Below are 20,982 nucleotides of genomic sequence, written 5' to 3' on the forward strand. Positions count from 1 at the left end.
AACGGTTAATGGCCGGAATCATCAGAAAAGAGCCGTTTTAGGCGAAAAAAAGCCGGATAACGGAACATGTCCCTTATCCGGCTGATTTTATCTCTCTCTTACAGGAAGAGACGGAGGCTTACGACACCAGCAACTGGTTCATGCGGCGGATAAACTGGTTAGGATCTTCCAGCGTACCGCGCTCGGCGAACAGCGCCTGGTCAAGCAGCAGCTCAACCCACTCTTTAAACTGCGCGTCGTCCTGCGTATCGGCGGTGCGTTTCACCAGCGCGTGATCAGGGTTCAGTTCGAAGATGTATTTCACATCAGGAACTGCCTGGCCCGCTGCGGCAAACAGTTTCGCCATCTGCGTGCTCATTTCGTCGGCGTCGGTGGTAACAATCGCCGGGGTATCGGTCAGACGGTGAGTCAGACGCACCTCTTTCACGCGGTCGCCCAGCAGGGTTTTCACACGCTCAACGAACGGCGTCAGCGCTTTTTCTGCTTCTTTCGCGCTTTCGTCAACTTCATCTGCCAGCTTGTCGATAGACTCGTCAGCTTTAGCAACGGACTGGAACGGCTTACCGTCGAACTCCGTCAGGTAGTTCATCATCCACTCATCGATGCGGTCAGAAAGCAGCAGTACTTCGATGCCTTTCTTACGTAGCAGTTCCAGATGCGGGCTGCTCTTCGCTGCGGCATAGCTGTCAGCGGTGATGTAGTAGATTTTCTCCTGCCCTTCTTTCATGCGAGAAACGTAGTCAGCCAGCGACACGCTCTGCTCGGAAGAGTCGGTATGGGTAGACGCGAAACGCAGCAGTTTAGCAATCGCTTCCTGGTTAGCGTGGTCTTCCGCAGGGCCTTCTTTCAGCACCAGACCGAACTGTTTCCAGAAGGTCTGATATTTTTCTGCGTCGTCTTTCGCCAGTTTCTCCAGCATCTGCAGGACACGTTTGGTCAGCGCGGTGCGCAGGTTGCGCGTTACGCTGCTGTCTTGCAGGATTTCACGGGAAACGTTCAGCGGCAGATCGTTAGAATCTATCAGGCCACGCACGAAACGCAGGTAGTTCGGCATGAACTGCTCAGCGTCGTCCATAATGAACACGCGCTGCACGTACAGTTTCAGTCCGTGTTTATGGTCACGGTTCCACATATCCCACGGTGCCTGCGACGGGATGTACAGCAGGCTGGTGTACTCCTGCTTACCTTCCACACGGTTGTGGCTCCAGGTCAGCGGGTCAGTGAAGTCGTGGGCAATGTGCTTGTAGAACTCGGTGTACTCTTCGTCTTTAACTTCAGACTTGTTACGCGTCCACAGCGCCTGCGCTTTGTTGATTTTCTCCCAGGAAACCACGGTTTCACCGTCTTTCTCTTCCTGTTTTTCAATCTCAACCGGCAGCGCGATATGGTCGGAGTATTTGCCGATGACCGAACGCACGCGCCAGTCGTCGAGGAACTCATCTTCGCCTTCGCGCAGATGCAGGGTAATTTCAGTACCGCGATCGGCTTTGGTGATATCGGCAACGGTGTATTCGCCTTCGCCCGCCGATTCCCAGAACACGCCGTTTTCTGCCGCATCGCCCGCCGCACGGGTACGCACAGTCACTTTGTCAGCCACGATAAACGCCGAGTAGAAACCGACGCCGAACTGGCCAATCAGTTGGCTGTCTTTCGCCTGGTCAGACCCCATTGATTCAAGGAACGCTTTAGTCCCGGATTTGGCGATAGTCCCCAGATGGTCGATAACTTCGTCGCGATTCATCCCGATGCCGTTGTCGGCAATGGTCAACGTACGCTTATCTTTATCGAAAGAAACGCGCACACGCAGCTCACCGTCACCTTCATACAGATCAGGGTTAGACAGCGCGCGGAAACGCAGCTTGTCTGCCGCATCCGAGGCGTTAGAGATAAGCTCACGCAGGAAAATTTCTTTATTGGAATACAGAGAATGGATCATCAGGTGCAGAAGTTGTTTTACTTCAGACTGAAAACCACGTGTTTCTTGTCCTTTCATTGGAAAAATACCTCAACAATGCCATTTACAAGGTCAAAATGCGTTGAGTGAGAGATGGGGACGAGAAATGACTTTTCAAGCGGGAGAACGTGAATGTTCTCCCGTTTGATTAAAAACGAATCTTATGACGCCCGGCGAGGGAGTGCGAAAGCGTAGTGCCATCGACCATTTCCAGCTCACCGCCAACCGGTACGCCGTGAGCGATACGGCTGGCTTCAACGCCATACTGCGCGCACAGCTCGGCGATATAGTTAGCGGTCGCCTCCCCTTCCACCGTCGGGTTGGTGGCGAGGATAACCTCTTTAAGCGGCTCCGATTCCAGACGCTGCTCAAGGCGGTCAAGACCGATATCATCCGGCCCGATGCCATCAAGCGGCGACAGATGGCCCATCAGCACGAAATAGCGGCCAGAAAATTGCCCCGTCTGCTCAATGGCGTAGATGTCCGCTGGACTTTCCACCACGCAGATTTGGCCGTTTTCATGACGACGCGGATTCGAACAGATGTTGCACACCTCTTGCTCGGTGAAAGTGCGGCAATCGGCACAGTGGCCGATTTCCGACATCGCGCGAGTCAGCGATTGCGCCAGGCGCATCCCGCCGCTACGGTCACGTTGCAGCAGGGTAAACGCCATGCGCTGCGCCGACTTCGGGCCAACGCCCGGCAGACAACGCAGCGCTTCCATCAGCTGAGTTAACAGCGGGCTGGTTTGCATCAGAACGGCATCTTAAAGCCTGGCGGCAGTTGCATACCGGAGGAGACGGAAGCCATCTTCTCTTTCTGGGTTTCATCAATGCGGCGCGCCGCATCGTTGAAGGCCGCAGCGACCAGATCTTCCAGCATATCTTTGTCGTCTTCCAGCAGGCTTGGGTCAATCTCAACGCGACGGCAGTTATGCGCGCCGTTGATGGTCACTTTAACCAAACCTGCGCCAGACTCACCGGTGACTTCCAGCTGAGCGATTTCTTCCTGCATTTTCTGCATTTTGTCTTGCATCTGCTGGGCCTGTTTCATCAGGTTACCCAGACCGCCTTTACCAAACATAGGCTTCTCTCTCAATAAATCACGTTAAAGGATGACGACCATAAGCCAGGCTCACGGTCAAATGGGGCGAATACTCTCTTCATCCAGATCCGCATCGAAAAATCGACGCAGCGTCTGAATATTATTATCCGCGATAATCGACTCACGCGCTTGCGCAAGTTTCTCTTCATAGATGGCCTGTCGCCACTCCAGCGGCGTACGCACCGCCGGATTATCATCTTCCACGATGGTCAATTCAACAGGCGCACCGTATAAAGTGCTCATCGCCTCGGCGAGCTTTTGCTGTGCGCCGGGCGAATTTAAGTGCCGCTGCGTTGGGCGCAAATGCAGGCACACGGCATTACCGTTTTGCTCTTTCCACGCGTTAAGGGCCACCTGCTCGACCAGCTTCGGCAGCGCCATTTGGCTCACCTGTGCCGCCCACTCATCGCGCTCGATCGATTCCAGCGCCAGTTTTGCCGCCAGTTCTGGCGTCTTCTCATGCTCCAGCGCTTTTTTCAGCGCCTTCGGCGTGGCGACTTCCTCTTTTTTCACCTCAACGGCGGGAGTCGTCGCTTTCCAACGATAAGCCTCTTTCTTCGCCGCAGGCTTGTTCTGTACCGACGACGACGGACGCGCCTGGACGCGTTCGGAAACCGAAGCCAGTCTCTCCAGCGCAGCGTTATTCACCGGCCGCGCGCGAGTTGCGGCTGCCGGTTCACTCTTTTTTGGGGTGGTTGCTCCCTGACTACTCTGCTGCAACTGGCGCCGCGCCGCCAACACCTGATGGGTGGACTCTGGCAGCGGCGCAGCCGGTGGCATTGCGCCTTGCGCAGGCGACGGCGGCTGTTGCGTCACCGGGGCTGGCGCGGGCGCTAAGGCCTGCGGCGGCGTTTCCGGCTCGGGTAGCGGAGCATTCGGGTGGAATGCCAGCGCACGCAGCAACGTCATTTCAATGCCCATGCGCCTGTCGGGGGCATACGGTAGCTCTTTGCGCCCAATCAGCAGCGTTTGATAGTAAAGCTGAACGTCGGTTGGCGGCACGGTACGCGCCAGGTTGCGCATCCGCTGTTCAATCATCGCCATATCGCTGCCCAGCGCCGCTGGCGACAGCTGAACCATCGCAATGCGGTGCAGCAGGCTTTGCATCTCAATCAACAGCGCTTCCCAGTCAACGCCGCGCAATGCCGCATCGTTAACCAGTTCCATGACGCGTTCACCATTGGCGGCAACTAACGCTTCAATCAATGACAGCGCCTGGTCATCGTCCAATGTGCCGAGCATCTCACTGACCGAAGCGGTAGTCAGCTGCCCGTCACCGCTGGCGATGGCCTGATCGGTCAGGCTCAGCGCGTCACGCAGGCTGCCATCTGCCGCGCGAGCCAGCAGTTGCAAGGCGCGCGGTTCATGGCTGATATGCTCTTCATCCAGAATGTGCTCTAACTGATGGCGAATCTGTTCGACATCCAGCGCCTTCAGGTGGAACTGAAGACAGCGAGAAAGAATCGTCACCGGCAGCTTTTGCGGATCGGTGGTGGCAAGCAGGAATTTAACGTGCGCAGGCGGCTCTTCCAGCGTCTTCAGCAAGGCGTTAAAGCTGTGACGGGAAAGCATGTGGACTTCGTCAATCAGATACACTTTAAAGCGACCGCGCGCGGGCGCGTACTGGACGTTATCCAGCAGGTCACGGGTATCTTCGACTTTCGTACGCGAGGCGGCGTCAATCTCAATCAGATCAACAAAGCGCCCTTGTTCGATTTCCCGGCAGTTATCACACACCCCACACGGCGTGGCGGTGATGCCGGTTTCGCAGTTCAGCCCCTTCGCCAACAAACGGGCGATAGAGGTTTTCCCCACCCCACGAGTGCCGGAGAAAAGATATGCGTGATGAATGCGCCCTAACGATAAGCCGTTCGCCAGTGCAGTCAGCACATGTTCCTGGCCGACGACGTCAGCGAAGGTTTGTGGTCGCCATTTTCGGGCTAAGACCTGATAACTCATTGGCTGGCTCTGAAACGTTGGAAGGTGGATTCACGAGGGGTGTAATGCTATCACAGCCCCGCCGAGCAGGCGAGGCCATGTATCGGGAAATACTTAGTGGCCTGGGAAATTGACCAGGCTATAGCTGGTGATACCCTGTTTTTCCAGGCGCTGTTCGCCGCCCAGATCGAACAGATTAATGATGAATGCCGCATCGTGCACTTCACCACCCAGACGACGAATCAGTTTTACCGTTGCTTCGATAGTGCCGCCCGTTGCCAGCAGATCGTCAACAACCAGCACTTTATCGCCCGGTTGAATAGCATCTACGTGGATTTCCAGCTGATCGGTGCCGTACTCCAGCTCATAGCTTTCAGCAATGGTTTCGCGCGGCAGTTTACCCGGCTTACGAACCGGAACGAAACCTACGCCCATCCCCAGCGCAACCGGCGCGCCAAACAGGAAACCACGCGCTTCCGTACCCACCACTTTGGTGATACCGGCGTTTTTGTATTTCTCAACCAGCAGTTCAATGCTGAGGGCGTAGGCTTTCGGATCTTCCAGTAAACTGGTGACATCGCGGAAAAGGATGCCTGGCTTCGGATAATCCTCGATGCTTTTGATGCTGTTCTTCAGAAATTCAAGCTGCTGTGCAGTAGCGGTCATAGGTTTGTGCCTAATTGAAACAGTGTTACTCAAGGCGAGCAAAATGAATTAAAAGTTACAATTGATTAACTTTTAATCAGGCGCGCCTGTGCTCGAAAACGCCAGAATTTACTGGCTAGCTCATAGAATTGCAATACCATTAGTGCGCTTCATGACTTTTGTTGTTCTGCATCAACCACGGGAATTCGCCAGAGGAAAAACAACAATCCGCCAAGGATAGCCAGCAACAGCAGACGTACCCAAAGCATATTGACCAACCATAGTGAAATGCTAAAAGTCAGGATAATCAGCGCGATTGCGCGTGGTTTTGCCCCCGGCGGCATCGCCCGATAACGCTGCCAGTGACGCAGATAACCGCCAAACCAGGAGCGATAAAGCAGCCATTGATGGAAGCGAGGAGACGATCGCGCAAAGCACCAGGCCGCGAGCAAAATAAACGGTGTCGTCGGCAGCAACGGCAACACCACGCCGAGAGTTCCAAGGGCTACCGCCAACCAGCCTATAATGATTAGAATAGTGCGCTGCATAATGAGAACTGTTATCAAATGAACCTGCTACTGTAGCATAGCCGATGAGATTAAAATGGAGAATCGTGTGAAAACGGCATTGCTTTTACAAACGCTGGAACAACAGCTACAGCGCCTTCAGCAACGCATTGCGCCGCTTGCCGCGCACGCGACTCTGAGCGCGCGATTTGACCGTCAGCTATTCAAAACGCGCAGCACGCAAATGCAGGCTTATCTCGACGAAGCCCACGCCCATTTTGAGGAGCTAAAGCACGCTGTTGAGCAACAGCAACTGCCGCAGGTGGCCTGGCTTGCAGAACGTCTGGCAGCACAGATTGAGGCCATTAACCGCGAAAGCGAAGCCTGGTCGCTGCGCGTTTGGGACAACGCTTCGCCAGGGGTTCGCCGCTGGCAGCGTAAACGGCTGGAAACCCAGGAGTTTGAACGCCGCTTGCTGGAGATGAAACAACAGCGTCAGCAGCAGTATCAGCAGGCAACCACGCTTGACGCGCAGCAACGTTTGGCGCGCGAAATTACCGCCTTTGATGGCCGCATCACGCGCTGTCGCCAGGCATTACAGGAAATTGAACGCATACTGGCGCGCATGACGCGCTGATAAAGGAGAAGTTATGTCGCTGGAAAATGCCCCGGATGACGTCAAACTAGCGGTTGACCTCATTATGCTGCTGGAAAGCCACCAGATAGCACCAGACGTTGTGCTAAGCGCGCTGGATATCGTACGGCAAGATTATGTTAACAAGCTAAAAAACGTGGAAGACGCCTCGTAAAACGCACCATCCCCCCTGCGCATTCATTTTACGTTGTGGCAGATTGCGTCCACAACGTTAGCCGCACGGTGATGGAACATCATGAAAATCTTCTCGGCGACCCCACACGACGCCATTTTTAAACAATTTTTACGCCATAAAGCGATCGCCTGCGATTTTCTACAGGCTCATCTTCCCGCCGTGTTTTTAGCGCGCTGTCGGTTGGAAACACTCCAACTCACGTCCGGCAGTTTTATTGAGGAAAACCTCCGCGCCAGCTACTCCGACATCCTCTATTCACTGCAAACCCGTGCCGGGCCTGGCTATATTTACGTGCTCATTGAACACCAAAGTACGCCGGATAAGTTAATGGCGTTTCGCCTGATGCGTTACGCCATCGCCGCAATGCAACAGCATCTGGACGCCGGGCACGATGAGCTGCCGCTGGTCATTCCTCTATTGTTCTATCACGGCAGCGTAAGCCCCTGGCCTTACCGTCTGAATTGGCTGGAGCTATTCGCCGACCCGGATCTGGCAACAATGCTCTATAGCCATGATTTTCCGCTGGTTGATATTACTGTAATGCCGGATGAAGAAATCATGACGCACCAACGCATGGCGATGCTGGAACTGCTGTTTAAGCATATCCGCCAGCGCGATCTGGCATCATTGCAGGAACAGCTTGGTATTCTGCTAATGGAAAATTGGTTAACCGCGCCACAGTTAGGGGCTTTGATTACCTATATGCTGCAAGCGGGTAGTACCGCTCATCCAGAAGCATTAATCTACACGCTGGCGCAGCACACGCCACAGCATAAGGAGCAGTTGATGACTATCGCCGAATGGTTAGCTGAGAAAGGACGCAAACAAGGAATGGAACAAGGCGAAGCACAAGGGCGGCGTGAAGAGGCGCACAAAATTGCGCGCAATATGCTGACCGTTGGGCTGCCGATAGAACTGGTGATGCAGGTTACCGGTTTAACGCTTGACGATCTTAACGCCCTGCAGGATTAAAAAGGGCGGCCTCTTCGCCTAATGCTTGTCAATGATGCGCCACATTCCGTTCACCTGATATTTTGTAGAACATGAAGCCTCTGTACCTGTGAACGGGTCAAGGGGGACTGCCGAGTCCCCCTTGACAATCCCTGCGGCCCCGCAGGGAAATCGGTGCTTCGCACTGCGCTCGCCTGCGAAATCCAGCCTGCGGCACGGCGAAACTCGACATCCTGTCTCGGTTCGCCTCAGCCCGCCATCCCTGGCGGGCTGACCTTGTCTTCCTTTCTCCGGCTCGCCGATTTCCATCGGGGACTCATCGGTTTCAGCAACGCTGGTTCTGGCTGTTCATTCAAAGAGCTCAACTGGCGGCGATACTAAACCGCTGAACTGACCAGCATTAGGCCTCTTCGCCGCCCTTTCGGTTGTTAATCACCGAGGCGTTCCTGCCCGTCGTTTTTAGCATCGCGCTTCACTTCCGTAACCACATCGCCTTTTTCATTGTGCAGATGCACTTCGAGCTGGTTAAAGGCGATATCAATTCCGTTTTCCCGGCATAAGCGGTCGATAGTGCGGTTCAGCTCATCCACCGTGTAGCTACGATCGCGCAGTTCACGCACATACAAACGCAGTTCGTGATCCAGAGTGCTCGCGCCGAAGGTGGTAAAGAATACCGACGGTTCTGGGTCGTGCATGACTTTCGGATGGCTGGTCGCGGCTTTCAACAGTACCGACTTCACTTTGTCCAAATCTGAACCGTAGGCCACGCCAATGCGGATCACCACGCGAGTGATGGTATCGCTAAGCGACCAGTTGATTAGCCGTTCGGTCACAAAGGCTTTGTTCGGAATAATGACCTCTTTGCGGTCAAAATCGGTAATAGTGGTAGCACGAATACGGATTCGGCTCACCGTACCAGAGAACGAGCCAATGGTCACCGTATCGCCAATGCGCACAGGGCGCTCGAACAGAATAATCAGGCCGGAGACAAAGTTACCGAAGATTTCCTGTAAGCCAAAACCCAGACCGACCGACAGCGCGGCAGCAAGCCATTGCAGTTTGTCCCACGATACGCCAAGCGAACCAAACACCGTCATCGCCCCGACGGCAATAATGATGTAGTTAAGGATGGTGGTGATGGCGTAGGACGCCCCCTGGCGCATTTTAAGTCGCGAGAGCACCAGCACTTCCAGCAGACCCGGCAAGTTGCGGATTAACGCCCAAGCCACTACCGAGGCAATAATGGCGAACAGCAGGCTGCCAAGAGTGACGTTTTTCACCACCGCAGCCCCGGCCTCGGTGCCGTTGTAATGCCACAGCGTAATGCTATCGAGATAGGTAAAGACGGTGATTAAGTCCGACCAAATCGCCCAGAACATCACGCCAAACAGCGCCACCATCACCAACATCGTAATACGCAGCGTCTGCTGGTTAATTTGCTCCAGTGCAATGGCGGGTTCTTCCTGTGGCTCCGCGCCTTCAGCGCCCTCTTTCACCAGATTCTGGCGGCGAGTTACCGCTCGACGATAGGCAATGCGCCGCGCCGCCACGCTCAATCCACGGAGAACCGTCTGGTACAGCAGATTCCAGAAAATCACCAGATAGACGGTTTCAATCCAGCGGCCTGACAAGCGCAGCGTGGTATAGAAATAGCCGGTCGCCGTCAGCACCATCAGGCCCAGCGGCACCAGCGACAACACGGTCACCGTCACCAGGCGCAGGCTGTGCGACTCTTTATCACGCCAGCTATCGCGGCACATTGGCCACATCAGCACCGCAATCACCAGCAGGTTCAGCAGAATCACAAACTGTCCCAGCACGTCATCCATCAGGTGCAGCGGAGAAAGTTCCGACACCACAGACCAGAAGTGCAGCGGCAGCAGCGCCAGGCTGATACGCACAATTTGGCGGCGCCAGTGGCTGGTTTGCTGTTCCGGCATGTTGAAGTGGCGTACCGCGACGCCGTTTTTCTCCAGCACTTTCCAGCACAAGCCAAAGACCAGCCAGAACATCGCCAGCTTTTTACAAAATGCCCACAGCAGCACACTGATATTAAGCTGCATAGTCAGCAAAATCAGGCCGATAGCCAAAATCAGCAGCACCACAGGCAGCGCCCGAATGAGATCGATAAGGATCGCTTTCGGCGTGTGCAGCTGGCTGTCGTTACGCAAATTACCAACCTGATCGCCGAGTTTGTCCTGGTAGTTACGCAGCCACTGTAAACGCCAGCGAATCAGCCCAGCAATCAGCAGCAGCGGTAGCCCCGCCAGAAACGCGATAAACACCGCAGGCCACGCTTTTTCCCAGTTCACGGTGATTTTCATCGATTTGAACTGATCTTTCAGCGCTTCCGGGAAGGCTTTAATCCACTCCCAGTCCATCGGTCTGTTACTGTTAACCCAGAAGATTTGCTGGGTCAGAATCTCTTTCAGGCTTTTCGAGACGCTCATCAACTGCTGCTGATTAATTTGCAGGTTGATAGCCATCATCAACTGGTTGCCCAACTGCTTGTTGATTAAATCGAGCATCTCGCGGCGAGCATCGACAATTTGCAGCAGCGCATCGTGCACTTCGCTATCGACCTCACTGCTGTGCCCCTCTTCCAGTTTGGCAACAAAATCATCACTCTGGAACAGGGCGTCGCGCTGTTGGTTGATTTCGAACTGCTCCAGACGCAAGTCCGCAATGCGGTTGGTCATGTCTTGCAGTTCGTCTGCCGACGGCAGCGTTTGTTGCTGCTGATAAAGTATGCGTGACAGCAGCAGGCTGCCCTTCAGCACGGCAATTTGCTCTTTCACGTTGCGCTCAGATTGCAGCGCACGGTCAAGCCAGTTTTTGACCTTAATATTCTGCTGCACCAACTGGTTACCGCTTTCGGTTGAAGAAATTAAGCGCTGGCTCAGTTGGTGGTTGATGTCGAGTTCCTGCTTCACCAGCGGATTACCCTGAATACGCGCAGTCTCTTCAGGAGACGCCGTTTCCTGGACGGTTTTTTCCGACAGCGTCAGGCGCTTGCTGCTCACCGCTTCTTGCAGCAGTAGCAGTTGATGTTCAAGTCGGCTACTGTAGGCGGTGACATAATCACGTTGTTTTTGCAGGGTATCCTGTAGCACCGTGTTGGCCGCCAGGCTTTTACCCTGGAGTTCAATTTCAGCATCCAGTAGCGTTTTTTGCACCAACAGCATCGTTTGCTGCGTGGGTCGCAGCGCTTCGCCAACCGCAGTGCCATTCAGGCTATTGCGCACTTGCAGCAGTTGCTGCGACGCCGAGTTCATCGCGTTCTGCACGCGTTCCGGCTGGGTTTGCAGTGAAACCAACTGGCTGTTGTAGGTCGCCAGGTCGTTTTGCGAATTTTGCAGGTCATCAACCACTTGCGTCACGCGCGCTTCTAGCTGGCGCAGCGATAACGTGCTGAGCGTTTTACGCGTCTCATCATCGTTATCGGCATCGCTTAGCGCGCTGAGATTATCGGTCGCCTGGCGCAACTTCGCAGGGGCCTGGGCCACCTGTTTTTGCAGTTGCGCGCTTTCCGCTTTTACGCGGTCGAGTTTATCCAGCAGTTGCAGGGTTTCAGTCAGATCCTGCTGCACCAGTTTTTCCTGGGGCGTAAGGTCTTTCTTATTGTCGAGAGAAGTCAGCTGCTGCTGGACGTCAGCGCGGTCAGGAAGATCGTTGTTGTTCTGCGCGCGCGCTTGCACCGTGGCGATAGAAAAAAGAAAGCAAACGGCAATAATGAAAAATGCAGAGATCGTGGCCCGTAGGCGGATGTTATGCAGCATAGTCTTAACATATCGTGTGGCTAAAATCGGCGGAATGCCGGAGATAAACGCCCGCGAAGAATAGCACTTCTGTTGTCAGGCGAATAGCCGGAGAGTCAAGGATTTTTACGGGTGATATCAGGAGGGGCAAACGTCGCTTTCCCCGTGCAGCGTCGGGCAAAACTGATACATCTCGATTAAAATAGCCACGTACGCCTGCGCCTCGCCGCGCAAGTCAAATGACGCGGGAGCAAATAGCCAGTTTTCCATTAGCCCAGAAATGTAGCTACGTGTCAGAATAGCCGCCCGTCGGCTTAACAAATTCGCCGGTAGCGATTTGGCTACGATGCAATCTTTTAACACCTGTTCAATGCGGTCATAACTTTCTAAGCATAAATTACGCTGTGCCTGTTGCACTACAGCCATTTCACCGACAAACTCACATTTATGAAAAATGATTTCCATCATCAAACGGCGGCGTTCTTCAATCACCGTCGCAACCAGAATATATACTAAGATTTCCCTTAAAACTGAGAGTGGATCACCGGGGAATTTTGCCCGATACTCAATCTCAAGATCGCTAATACTGGACTCTGATAACGCCCAGATTTCGTTAAAGAGATCCGACTTATCCTTAAAATGCCAGTAGATTGCACCACGGGTTACACCGGCCGCTTTTGCAATCTCAGCCAGTGAAGTAGATGATACCCCCTGCTGTGAGAACAACCGTAGGGCAACATCCAGTATGTGTTGACGCGTAACCTGCGCCTGTTCTTTGGTTTTTCGTGCCATAGGTCGGTGAATTTGCAGAGGTTAGATTTACATACATTTATGAATGTATGTACCATAGTATGACGATAATACAAACGCAGCAATGGGTTTGTGGACGCTTGTTCCATTGATCAATTTGAAATCGGACACTCGAGGTTTACATATGAACAAAAACAGAGGGTTAACGCCTCTGGCGGTCGTTCTGATGCTCTCAGGCAGCTTAGCGCTAACAGGATGTGACGACAAACCAGCTCAGCAAGGAGCACAACACATGCCAGAAGTTGGCGTTGTGACGCTCAAATCTGAACCTCTTGTAATCACGACGGAACTGCCGGGCCGTACTAGCGCTTATCGCGTTGCGGAAGTTCGCCCACAGGTCAGCGGAATTATTCTGAAGCGTAACTTTATCGAAGGCGGCGATATTACCGCAGGTGAGTCACTCTATCAGATTGATCCCGCGACCTATCAGGCGTCCTATGAAAGCGCGAAAGGCGATTTAGCGAAAGCACAGGCCGCAGCAAAAATTGCGCAGCTCACCGTTAACCGTTATTCAAAACTTCTCGGCACGCAGTACATCAGCCGTCAGGACTACGACACCGCCTTAGCGGATGCACAGCAGGCTAACGCCGCCGTCATCGCAGCCAAAGCGGCCGTTGAGACTGCGCGTATCAACCTGGCTTACACCAAAGTGACCTCACCAATTAGCGGACGTATTGGTAAATCGTCCGTGACCGAAGGCGCGCTGGTGCAAAACGGCCAGGCTACGGCACTGGCAACCGTGCAGCAGTTAGATCCTATCTACGTTGACGTCACCCAATCCAGCAATGACTTTTTACGTCTGAAGCAGGAACTGGCAAACGGCAAACTGAAACAGGAAAACGGCAAAGCGAAAGTGGACCTGGTGACTAACGACGGGATTAAGTACCCGCAGAGCGGCACATTAGAGTTCTCTGACGTGACCGTTGATCAAACCACCGGTTCCATCACGCTGCGCGCGATTTTCCCTAACCCGGATCACACGCTGCTGCCGGGCATGTTTGTTCGTGCTCGCCTGGAAGAAGGGACTAACCCGAACGCACTGCTGGTACCACAGCAAGGGATCACTCGTACGCCGCGTGGCGATGCTAGCGCACTGGTTGTAGGTGAAGGCGATAAAGTTGAAACCCGCCAGGTTACCGCAACGCAGGCCATTGGCGACAAGTGGCTGGTGACTGAAGGTTTGAAAGACGGCGATCGCGTGATTATCAGCGGTCTGCAAAAAGTGAAACCCGGCGCCCAGGTGAAGGCCCAGGAAGTCACTTCTGACGCAAAAGAGCCCGCCGCAGAAGGCGCCGCTAAGTCAGAACAAACCAAGTCTTAACTTAAACAGGAGCCGTTAAGACATGCCTAATTTCTTTATCGATCGCCCCATATTTGCATGGGTGATCGCCATTATAATCATGCTGGCTGGGGGGCTATCGATCCTCAAGTTGCCGGTAGCGCAATATCCAACGATTGCGCCGCCTGCAATTTCGATAACAGCCATGTACCCCGGTGCTGACGCCGAAACGGTGCAGAACACAGTAACTCAGGTTATCGAACAGAATATGAACGGTATCGATCACCTGATGTACATGTCCTCCAACGGCGACTCTACCGGTACAGCAACCATTACTCTGACCTTCGAATCGGGTACTGATCCAGATATCGCTCAGGTACAGGTACAGAACAAGCTCGCCCTGGCGACGCCGCTTCTGCCGCAAGAAGTTCAGCAGCAGGGTATCAGCGTTGAGAAAGCCTCTAGCAGCTTCCTGATGGTTGTCGGTGTTATCAACACCAACGGCACCATGAACCAGGATGATATTTCTGACTACGTGGCCGCCAACATGAAGGATGCCATCAGCCGTACCAGCGGTGTGGGTGACGTGCAGCTGTTCGGTTCTCAGTACGCGATGCGTATCTGGATGGACCCGAACAAACTGAACAACTTCCAGCTGACACCGGTTGACGTAATTGCCGCGCTGAAAGCCCAGAACGCCCAGGTCGCCGCCGGTCAGTTAGGCGGTACGCCTCCGGTACCGGGCCAGCAGTTGAACGCCTCTATCGTGGCGCAAACTCGTCTAACCAACACCAAAGAGTTCGGTAACATTCTGCTGAAAGTGAACCAGGACGGTTCACAGGTTCGCCTGCGCGACGTTGCGAAGGTTGAACTGGGCGGTGAGAACTATGACGTTATTGCTAAGTTTAACGGCCAGCCGGCTTCCGGTCTGGGGATTAAACTGGCGACCGGTGCGAACGCGCTGGATACCGCTAACGCTATCCGTGCTGAACTGGCGAAAATGGAACCGTTCTTCCCGTCAGGTCTGAAAATCGTTTACCCATACGACACCACGCCATTCGTTAAAATCTCGATTCACGAAGTGGTGAAAACGCTGGTTGAAGCGATAATCCTGGTGTTCCTGGTGATGTACCTGTTCTTGCAAAACTTCCGCGCAACGTTGATCCCAACGATTGCGGTGCCGGTGGTATTGCTCGGGACATTTGCGGTACTTGCCGCATTCGGCTTCTCGATAAACACCCTAACGATGTTCGGGATGGTGCTCGCCATCGGCCTTCTGGTGGATGACGCCATCGTGGTGGTCGAGAACGTTGAGCGTGTGATGTCCGAAGAGGGGCTGCCGCCGAAAGAAGCGACGCGTAAATCCATGGGCCAGATTCAGGGCGCACTGGTCGGTATCGCGATGGTGCTATCTGCGGTATTTATCCCGATGGCCTTCTTCGGTGGTTCTACCGGGGCAATCTATCGCCAGTTCTCTATCACCATCGTTTCGGCAATGGCGCTGTCCGTTGTGGTCGCACTGATCCTGACTCCAGCACTGTGCGCCACGATGCTTAAACCTATCACCAAAGGCAGCCACGGTGCGACCACCGGGTTCTTTGGCTGGTTTAACCGCATGTTCGATAAGAGTACGCACCACTACACCGATAGCGTAGGTAACATTCTGCGCAGTACCGGTCGTTATCTGCTGCTGTATCTGATTATCGTCGTCGGCATGGCGTTCCTGTTTGTCCGTCTGCCTAGCTCGTTCCTGCCGGACGAAGACCAGGGCGTATTCCTCAGCATGGCGCAGTTGCCAGCGGGTGCGACCCAGGAACGTACGCAGAAAGTGCTGGATGAGATGACCAACTATTATCTCACCAAAGAGAAAGACAACGTTGAGTCGGTGTTCGCGGTTAACGGCTTCGGCTTCGCCGGTCGTGGTCAGAACACCGGTATCGCGTTCGTTTCTCTGAAAGACTGGAGCCAACGTCCTGGCGAAGAAAACAAAGTTGAAGCAATTACCGGTCGTGCGATGGGTTACTTCTCGCAGATTAAAGATGCGATGGTCTTCGCCTTTAACCTGCCCGCTATCGTTGAACTGGGTACTGCAACCGGCTTTGACTTCCAGCTGATTGACCAGGCGGGTCTGGGGCATGAAAAACTGACTCAGGCGCGTAACCAACTGCTGGGGATGGTTGCACAGCATCCTGACGTGCTGAGCAGCGTGCGTCCAAACGGTCTGGAAGATACGCCGCAGTTCAAAATTGATATCGACCAGGAAAAAGCACAGGCGCTGGGCGTTTCCATTAGCGACATCAACACCACGCTGGGCGCGGCCTGGGGCGGTAGCTACGTCAACGACTTCATCGACCGTGGTCGTGTGAAGAAAGTATACCTGATGTCCGAAGCGCCATACCGTATGCTGCCGGAAGATATCGGTAAGTGGTATGTTCGCGGTAGCGAAGGCCAGATGGTGCCGTTCTCGGCATTCTCTACCTCGCGCTGGGAATACGGTTCACCGCGTCTGGAGCGTTACAACGGTCTGCCATCAATGGAAATTCTGGGTCAGGCTGCACCGGGTAAAAGTACCGGTGAAGCGATGAACCTGATGGAAGAGCTGTCGGGCAAACTGCCTGCGGGTATCGGCTACGACTGGACGGGGATGTCCTACCAGGAACGTCTGTCCGGTAACCAGGCCCCTGCCCTGTACGCGATTTCACTGATTGTCGTGTTCCTGTGTCTGGCGGCGTTGTATGAAAGCTGGTCGATTCCGTTCTCGGTCATGCTGGTCGTTCCGCTGGGGGTTGTCGGCGCACTGCTGGCGGCTTCGCTGCGCGGTCTGACGAACGACGTTTACTTCCAGGTAGGTCTGCTGACCACCATCGGTCTGTCGGCGAAGAACGCAATATTGATTGTCGAATTCGCCAAAGACTTGATGGATAAAGAAGGCAAAGGCCTGATTGAAGCCACGCTCGACGCAGTTCGTATGCGTCTGCGCCCAATCCTGATGACCTCTCTGGCCTTTATCCTCGGGGTAATGCCGCTGGTTATCAGTACCGGTGCTGGCTCCGGTGCGCAGAACGCCGTTGGTACGGGTGTTATGGGCGGGATGGTGACCGCAACCGTCCTGGCTATCTTCTTCGTGCCGGTGTTCTTCGTGGTCGTGCGTCGTCGCTTCAGCCGTAAGAACGAAGACCTTGAGCACAGCCATAAGGTTGAGCATCACTAAAGTAATGCCATTTCAGGGCCGCGCAAGCGGCCCTTTTTTTTGCCTTAAATCAGCCCAATAATTACTTTTAGCCTGTTTTTTAATCAGCAATAAATGGCAGGGTATTGCTTTTGCATGTCATATTTAAAATAACAATGCTTGCCGGAAACCGAATTTGAGATTTATCTTTAATTTATTCCGAATAATCTTCTTATTTCACTTTGACTTAAGTATTTTAAGAATATTCCCATGAAAATGAGGTGCTTCATGGCCGACCTTTAGCATGTCTAAGTTAATGAGCATCACCAAAGCATAAGCTCTTCTTATGCGAAACAGTATCTTAGCTTTTAATGTTCAGACTTCTGGGTGAGGTCTTAAAAAAATTAAGCTTCTGAGATTTAATTGTAATTTTTCGTAATAGCGCGGTGAAATCTTTTCCAGAGTAGATTATAGTTATGGCAGAGCAGGAACATTGGCATGTTTCTGGTTAGCCAGTAGTACCCATCCCGCAACGGTATTTGTTACTCGATGTTTGCACTACGATCAGGGGGATGTGTTATGGACGAATACTCACCAAAAAGACATGATATCGCACAGCTTAAATTTCTCTGTGAAACCCTGTACCATGATTGTCTTGCCACGCTTGAAGAAAGTAACCATGGCTGGGTTAATGACCCAACCGCAGCAGTCAATCTACAGCTTAATGAGTTGATAGAGCATATTGCAACTTTCGCGCTTAATTATAAAATTAAGTACGACGAAGATAATAAACTGATTGCACAGATTGACGAATATCTGGATGATACTTTCATGCTGTTCAGTAACTACGGCATTAATAGCAACGACCTGCAAAAATGGCGCAAGTCAGGGAACAAACTCTTTCGCTGTTTCGTCAATGCTAGCCGCGCTAACCCTGTTAGCCTCTCTTGTTAAAAATATTACAATCAATGGGTGAATTATGTCAGATAAACCATTAACTAAAACTGATTATTTGATGCGTCTAAGACGCTGCCAGACAATTGATACACTGGAACGTGTAATTGAAAAAAATAAATATGAACTGTCTGATAATGAGCTGGCGGTATTTTACTCAGCAGCCGACCATCGTCTGGCGGAATTGACTATGAATAAATTGTACGACAAAATCCCTTCAACTGTCTGGAAGTATATCCGTTAAGTTTTATACATTTCATCCTTCAAGTTGGCTTTGCCCTTTAACTCGAACCATTAACTTGTGTAAGTTCATGGGGGGCCGCCTTGATGCAATATGAGTGATTTTGTGTATATTCTTTTATCGGCGCTCAAAAGCCCTTCGTTTGGCCTATATCTGTGATTATTATCACATCGATGATTAGGGAACGTTCCCAATACATCAATAGCCTTTTATGGTGATAGCTTCCAATACAGGGAGGCTCCCATGAGTGAAGAAAAACGCAAAATGATCGCTGGCGAATTATATCGCCCAGGCGACGATACATTAAGACAAGACCGGATACGCGCCAGGCAGCTTATCCATCGCTATAACCACTCAGCTCCGGATGATAAAGCGGAACGCAAAGCCCTGCTTCGCGAGCTATTAGGCCAGGGCGATGATGCCTATATTGAGCCGACATTTCGCTGCGACTATGGCTATAACATCCACTTGGGTACGAATTTCTACGCGAATTTTGACTGCGTGATGCTCGATGTTTGCCCGATTAATATCGGCGAAAATTGTATGCTGGCTCCCGGTGTACATATCTATACCGCCACTCATCCATTAGATCCCGAAGAACGTAATAGTGGCCTGGAATATGGTAAACCCGTCACCATTGGCAATAACGTGTGGATTGGCGGGCGAGCGATTATTAACCCAGGCGTGACGATTGGCGATAACGCGGTGATTGCTTCCGGCGCAGTGGTGGTTAAAGATGTCCCCGCCAATGCGGTTGTGGGGGGGAATCCGGCTAAAATTATCAAAATGGTGCGCTGATAACACTTGCTAACTGTTATGCTTTTTTGCAACCGATCTGTTACTTTTTGTATGGATTATCGCAACATACAATAGATCAATCCGCCTCCTGTTGCCGAGCATAAGATGTCAGAGATCCAGCGCCTACTTACGCAAACTATTGATGAATTAAACTCCACGGAAAAGCGCGACAATCGGCCGCGCTTTAGTATCAGTTTTATCCGCAACCATCCTGGCTTGTTTATCGCCATGTATCTTGCGTTCCTCGCCACTCTGGTGGTGATGATGCGCTCAGAAACATTGGCAGACTCGGTATGGCTGCTGTGGCTTCTGTTTGCGCTGTTGAACGGTTTCTTCTTCTTTGACGTCTACCCGCGCTATCGCTACGAAGATATCGATGTGCTGGATTTTCGCGTTTGCTACAACGGCGAATGGTACAACACCCGCTTTGTGCCACCGCAACTAATTGAACGGATCCTGCATTCGAATCGCGTGGATGGACAATACAAAACGCAGTTGCAAAAAATGGTCTCGACCAAAGGCGAACTGTCGTTCTACGACGTCTTTACGCTTGCCCGCGCTGAAGCGGCGCAATAAGCCGCTGTAACGTCCGTATTGCCGTCACAAACTGTGATGCGGACGTATTACCATAGCCCAATACCAGCCCCGAACACGCCTGCTGTTGATTAAGATAAAATGTGCTCAAGGCACTGGGAGCCATGTGATGCGCGCGCGCCTGGCGCACCAGCGCAACATCATCAATGCCATCAATCGACACCGTTAAATGCAAGCCCCCCTCTCCGGCCATCACATGATGCGGTACGGTAAGCTCCTGTGCCAACGCCTCATGCAGCTGCGCCTGCCGTTTACGGTACAACCGGCGCATTGCCGCCAGATGCCTGGCGTAATGACCTTCCTCTATAAACCGCGCTAACGCACGCTGTTCCCCTCGATGCCCGCCGCGTAATAATGCGCGAATCACCGGCTGCGCCGCTTCAACAAGCCTCGGCGGCAGCACCATAAAACCAATCCGCAGCGACGGAAATAGCGTCTTACTGAACGTCCCTAAATACACCACCGGCGCGTTATCCATCATGCCGCGCATCGCGGGGATAGGCTCGCCGCTGAAACGAAACTCACTGTCATAATCGTCTTCCACTATCCATGCCCCGTGCTGGCGTGCGTATTCAAGTAAGGCCAGGCGGCGTGTCGCACTCAGCACACTACCGGTAGGATACTGGTGCGATGGCGAGGTAAAAATCAGCGTCGGCGGCGGTAAATCATTGCCAATGCGCATTCCTTCCTCATCAACCGGCACGCCAACCAGCCGCAGGCCTGCGGCAAGAAACGCGCTCTTAGCGCCAAAATACCCCGGTTCTTCCACCCATGCGGTTTGCCCCGGTTCACTCAACAACTGCGTACACAGGTTGACCCCTTCCAACGCCCCTTCGGTGACGACAATTTGCCGTGCATCACAATCAATACCGCGCGACAGCGCCAGATGGCGGGCGATCGCCACACGTAGCGGCCACTCCCCCGCTGCATCGCCATAGCCCAGCAAGCTGCTACCTTCTTCACGTAGCACTCTGTCGAGCAACCGCCGCCAGAGCGGCAGTGGGAAATAGTTAATCGCGGGCGTGCCTGCGGTAAACAATAGCGGCGGGGTATCTCGCGCTAAAACCTGCGGCAATGCCTGTAAGCGCGATGGCAGCACTACGGCGGAGGTCTGCGGGCCGTCTTTACTCTCGGTTTGCGGCAATGTCGTTACCCGAGAACCACGGCGGTCGCGATGCAGATACCCTTCCATCGCCAACTGTTCCAGCGCTGCATTCACCGTATTACGCGAAATATGCAGCCGCTCGGCTATCACCCGCGAACCGGGCAGCCAGCTTTGCGCCTGTAACTGGCCGTGCATAATCGCGTCGCGCAGCGCGCCGTATAGGCTGCGTTGCAACGTTTCCGCGCCGCGCGACTGTAGCGAACGGGTAAGCATGGCAAAAAAGGGATCGTCGGGAATATTCATCATGGCTCCTCGTGGCACTATCAAAAGATAGACTGGTGGCACT

The 20,982-nt window shown here is 53.2% G+C and carries 18 protein-coding genes and 1 other annotated feature; of the genes, 9 read left to right on the forward strand and 9 right to left on the reverse strand.

Annotated elements, in window-relative coordinates:
- Positions 1-118: 118 nt before the first annotated feature.
- The 6 genes from htpG to AC6I4B_RS17310 form a co-directional block, all read right to left on the reverse strand.
- On the reverse strand, positions 119-1,993 hold the full coding sequence (gene htpG / locus AC6I4B_RS17285; protein ID WP_497766942.1) for a molecular chaperone HtpG: 1,875 nt from the start codon (positions 1,991-1,993) through the stop codon (positions 119-121).
- A gap of 109 nt (positions 1,994-2,102) precedes the next feature.
- Positions 2,103-2,708 carry a recombination mediator RecR gene (gene recR, locus AC6I4B_RS17290; protein ID WP_497766943.1) on the reverse strand — a complete coding sequence of 202 codons (606 nt, stop codon included), beginning with the start codon at positions 2,706-2,708 and terminating at the stop codon, positions 2,103-2,105.
- A complete protein-coding gene (locus AC6I4B_RS17295) occupies positions 2,708-3,037 on the reverse strand; it encodes a YbaB/EbfC family nucleoid-associated protein (protein ID WP_038254386.1) in 330 nt (109 codons plus the stop codon). The genes recR and AC6I4B_RS17295 overlap by 1 nt, the downstream gene beginning before the upstream one ends.
- Before the next feature lie 57 nt (positions 3,038-3,094).
- Entirely contained in the window at positions 3,095-5,017 is a 1,923-nt protein-coding gene (gene dnaX / locus AC6I4B_RS17300; protein ID WP_497766946.1) for a DNA polymerase III subunit gamma/tau, read from the reverse strand.
- Positions 3,701-3,765: a sequence feature (DnaX frameshifting element), on the reverse strand. It overlaps the preceding gene by 65 nt.
- 93 nt (positions 5,018-5,110) lie before the next feature.
- The gene (apt, locus tag AC6I4B_RS17305) at positions 5,111-5,662 is read right to left on the reverse strand and encodes an adenine phosphoribosyltransferase (RefSeq protein WP_497766947.1); all 552 of its coding nucleotides are present in this window, start codon (positions 5,660-5,662) and stop codon (positions 5,111-5,113) included.
- 149 nt (positions 5,663-5,811) lie between these two features.
- Positions 5,812-6,189: a DUF454 family protein gene (locus tag AC6I4B_RS17310; RefSeq protein WP_497766949.1), complete on the reverse strand. Its 378-nt coding sequence runs from the start codon at positions 6,187-6,189 to the stop codon at positions 5,812-5,814.
- Between the two features lie 67 nt (positions 6,190-6,256).
- On the opposite strand from AC6I4B_RS17310, the gene priC reads away from it, so the two are divergent.
- The 3 genes from priC (at position 6,257) to AC6I4B_RS17325 (ending at position 7,949) form a co-directional block, all read left to right on the forward strand.
- Entirely contained in the window at positions 6,257-6,784 is a 528-nt protein-coding gene (gene priC, locus AC6I4B_RS17315) for a primosomal replication protein N'' (protein WP_497766951.1), read from the forward strand.
- Between the two features lie 13 nt (positions 6,785-6,797).
- Entirely contained in the window at positions 6,798-6,956 is a 159-nt protein-coding gene (rsmS, locus tag AC6I4B_RS17320) for a pleiotropic regulatory protein RsmS (RefSeq protein ID WP_497766952.1), read from the forward strand.
- Positions 6,957-7,037: 81 nt separating this feature from the next.
- Complete coding sequence (locus tag AC6I4B_RS17325) at positions 7,038-7,949, forward strand: Rpn family recombination-promoting nuclease/putative transposase (RefSeq protein ID WP_497766954.1); 912 nt, start codon at positions 7,038-7,040, stop codon at positions 7,947-7,949.
- A gap of 407 nt (positions 7,950-8,356) precedes the next feature.
- Here AC6I4B_RS17325 and mscK read toward each other — a convergent pair whose 3' ends face one another.
- Positions 8,357-11,707: a mechanosensitive channel MscK gene (mscK, locus tag AC6I4B_RS17330; protein ID WP_497766955.1), complete on the reverse strand. Its 3,351-nt coding sequence runs from the start codon at positions 11,705-11,707 to the stop codon at positions 8,357-8,359.
- A gap of 117 nt (positions 11,708-11,824) precedes the next feature.
- The gene (gene acrR / locus AC6I4B_RS17335; protein WP_497766957.1) at positions 11,825-12,478 is read right to left on the reverse strand and encodes a multidrug efflux transporter transcriptional repressor AcrR; all 654 of its coding nucleotides are present in this window, start codon (positions 12,476-12,478) and stop codon (positions 11,825-11,827) included.
- A gap of 142 nt (positions 12,479-12,620) precedes the next feature.
- On the opposite strand from acrR, the gene acrA reads away from it, so the two are divergent.
- The 6 genes from acrA to AC6I4B_RS17365 all read left to right on the forward strand — a co-directional run bounded on the left by acrA (position 12,621) and on the right by AC6I4B_RS17365 (position 19,513).
- Positions 12,621-13,817 (forward strand): multidrug efflux RND transporter periplasmic adaptor subunit AcrA, encoded by a 1,197-nt coding sequence (gene acrA / locus AC6I4B_RS17340; protein ID WP_497766959.1) that lies wholly within the window; start codon positions 12,621-12,623, stop codon positions 13,815-13,817.
- A gap of 22 nt (positions 13,818-13,839) precedes the next feature.
- Positions 13,840-16,986, forward strand: a complete 3,147-nt coding sequence (gene acrB / locus AC6I4B_RS17345) for a multidrug efflux RND transporter permease subunit AcrB (protein ID WP_497766960.1) — start codon at positions 13,840-13,842, stop codon at positions 16,984-16,986.
- 537 nt (positions 16,987-17,523) lie between these two features.
- Positions 17,524-17,898, forward strand: coding sequence for an Hha toxicity modulator TomB (gene tomB / locus AC6I4B_RS17350; protein WP_497766962.1), 375 nt, complete (start codon positions 17,524-17,526; stop codon positions 17,896-17,898).
- Positions 17,899-17,923: 25 nt separating this feature from the next.
- Complete coding sequence (gene hha, locus AC6I4B_RS17355) at positions 17,924-18,142, forward strand: hemolysin expression-modulating protein Hha (RefSeq protein ID WP_497766963.1); 219 nt, start codon at positions 17,924-17,926, stop codon at positions 18,140-18,142.
- A 240-nt stretch (positions 18,143-18,382) separates the two neighbouring features.
- The gene (gene maa / locus AC6I4B_RS17360) at positions 18,383-18,937 is read left to right on the forward strand and encodes a maltose O-acetyltransferase (protein ID WP_497766965.1); all 555 of its coding nucleotides are present in this window, start codon (positions 18,383-18,385) and stop codon (positions 18,935-18,937) included.
- Positions 18,938-19,042: 105 nt separating this feature from the next.
- On the forward strand, positions 19,043-19,513 hold the full coding sequence (locus tag AC6I4B_RS17365) for a YlaC family protein (RefSeq protein WP_497766966.1): 471 nt from the start codon (positions 19,043-19,045) through the stop codon (positions 19,511-19,513).
- Here the strand turns inward: AC6I4B_RS17365 and pdxR are convergent.
- Positions 19,482-20,939, reverse strand: coding sequence for a MocR-like pyridoxine biosynthesis transcription factor PdxR (gene pdxR / locus AC6I4B_RS17370; protein ID WP_497772217.1), 1,458 nt, complete (start codon positions 20,937-20,939; stop codon positions 19,482-19,484). The genes AC6I4B_RS17365 and pdxR overlap by 32 nt on opposite strands.
- Between the last annotated feature and the right edge of the window lie 43 nt (positions 20,940-20,982).

The organism is Kluyvera fluvialis (genome assembly GCF_059725275.1).

Coding starts and splice junctions, on each gene's coding strand:
- acrA (WP_497766959.1), top strand. CDS start 12,621: ATGAACAAAAACAGAGGGTTAACGCCTCTGGCGGTCGTTCTGATGCTC.
- mscK (WP_497766955.1), bottom strand. CDS start 11,707: ATGCTGCATAACATCCGCCTACGGGCCACGATCTCTGCATTTTTCATT.
- apt (WP_497766947.1), bottom strand. CDS start 5,662: ATGACCGCTACTGCACAGCAGCTTGAATTTCTGAAGAACAGCATCAAA.
- hha (WP_497766963.1), top strand. CDS start 17,924: ATGTCAGATAAACCATTAACTAAAACTGATTATTTGATGCGTCTAAGA.
- AC6I4B_RS17310 (WP_497766949.1), bottom strand. CDS start 6,189: ATGCAGCGCACTATTCTAATCATTATAGGCTGGTTGGCGGTAGCCCTT.
- recR (WP_497766943.1), bottom strand. CDS start 2,708: ATGCAAACCAGCCCGCTGTTAACTCAGCTGATGGAAGCGCTGCGTTGT.
- AC6I4B_RS17325 (WP_497766954.1), top strand. CDS start 7,038: ATGAAAATCTTCTCGGCGACCCCACACGACGCCATTTTTAAACAATTT.
- acrB (WP_497766960.1), top strand. CDS start 13,840: ATGCCTAATTTCTTTATCGATCGCCCCATATTTGCATGGGTGATCGCC.
- dnaX (WP_497766946.1), bottom strand. CDS start 5,017: ATGAGTTATCAGGTCTTAGCCCGAAAATGGCGACCACAAACCTTCGCT.
- AC6I4B_RS17365 (WP_497766966.1), top strand. CDS start 19,043: ATGTCAGAGATCCAGCGCCTACTTACGCAAACTATTGATGAATTAAAC.
- maa (WP_497766965.1), top strand. CDS start 18,383: ATGAGTGAAGAAAAACGCAAAATGATCGCTGGCGAATTATATCGCCCA.
- AC6I4B_RS17295 (WP_038254386.1), bottom strand. CDS start 3,037: ATGTTTGGTAAAGGCGGTCTGGGTAACCTGATGAAACAGGCCCAGCAG.
- rsmS (WP_497766952.1), top strand. CDS start 6,798: ATGTCGCTGGAAAATGCCCCGGATGACGTCAAACTAGCGGTTGACCTC.
- pdxR (WP_497772217.1), bottom strand. CDS start 20,939: ATGAATATTCCCGACGATCCCTTTTTTGCCATGCTTACCCGTTCGCTA.
- acrR (WP_497766957.1), bottom strand. CDS start 12,478: ATGGCACGAAAAACCAAAGAACAGGCGCAGGTTACGCGTCAACACATA.
- htpG (WP_497766942.1), bottom strand. CDS start 1,993: ATGAAAGGACAAGAAACACGTGGTTTTCAGTCTGAAGTAAAACAACTT.
- tomB (WP_497766962.1), top strand. CDS start 17,524: ATGGACGAATACTCACCAAAAAGACATGATATCGCACAGCTTAAATTT.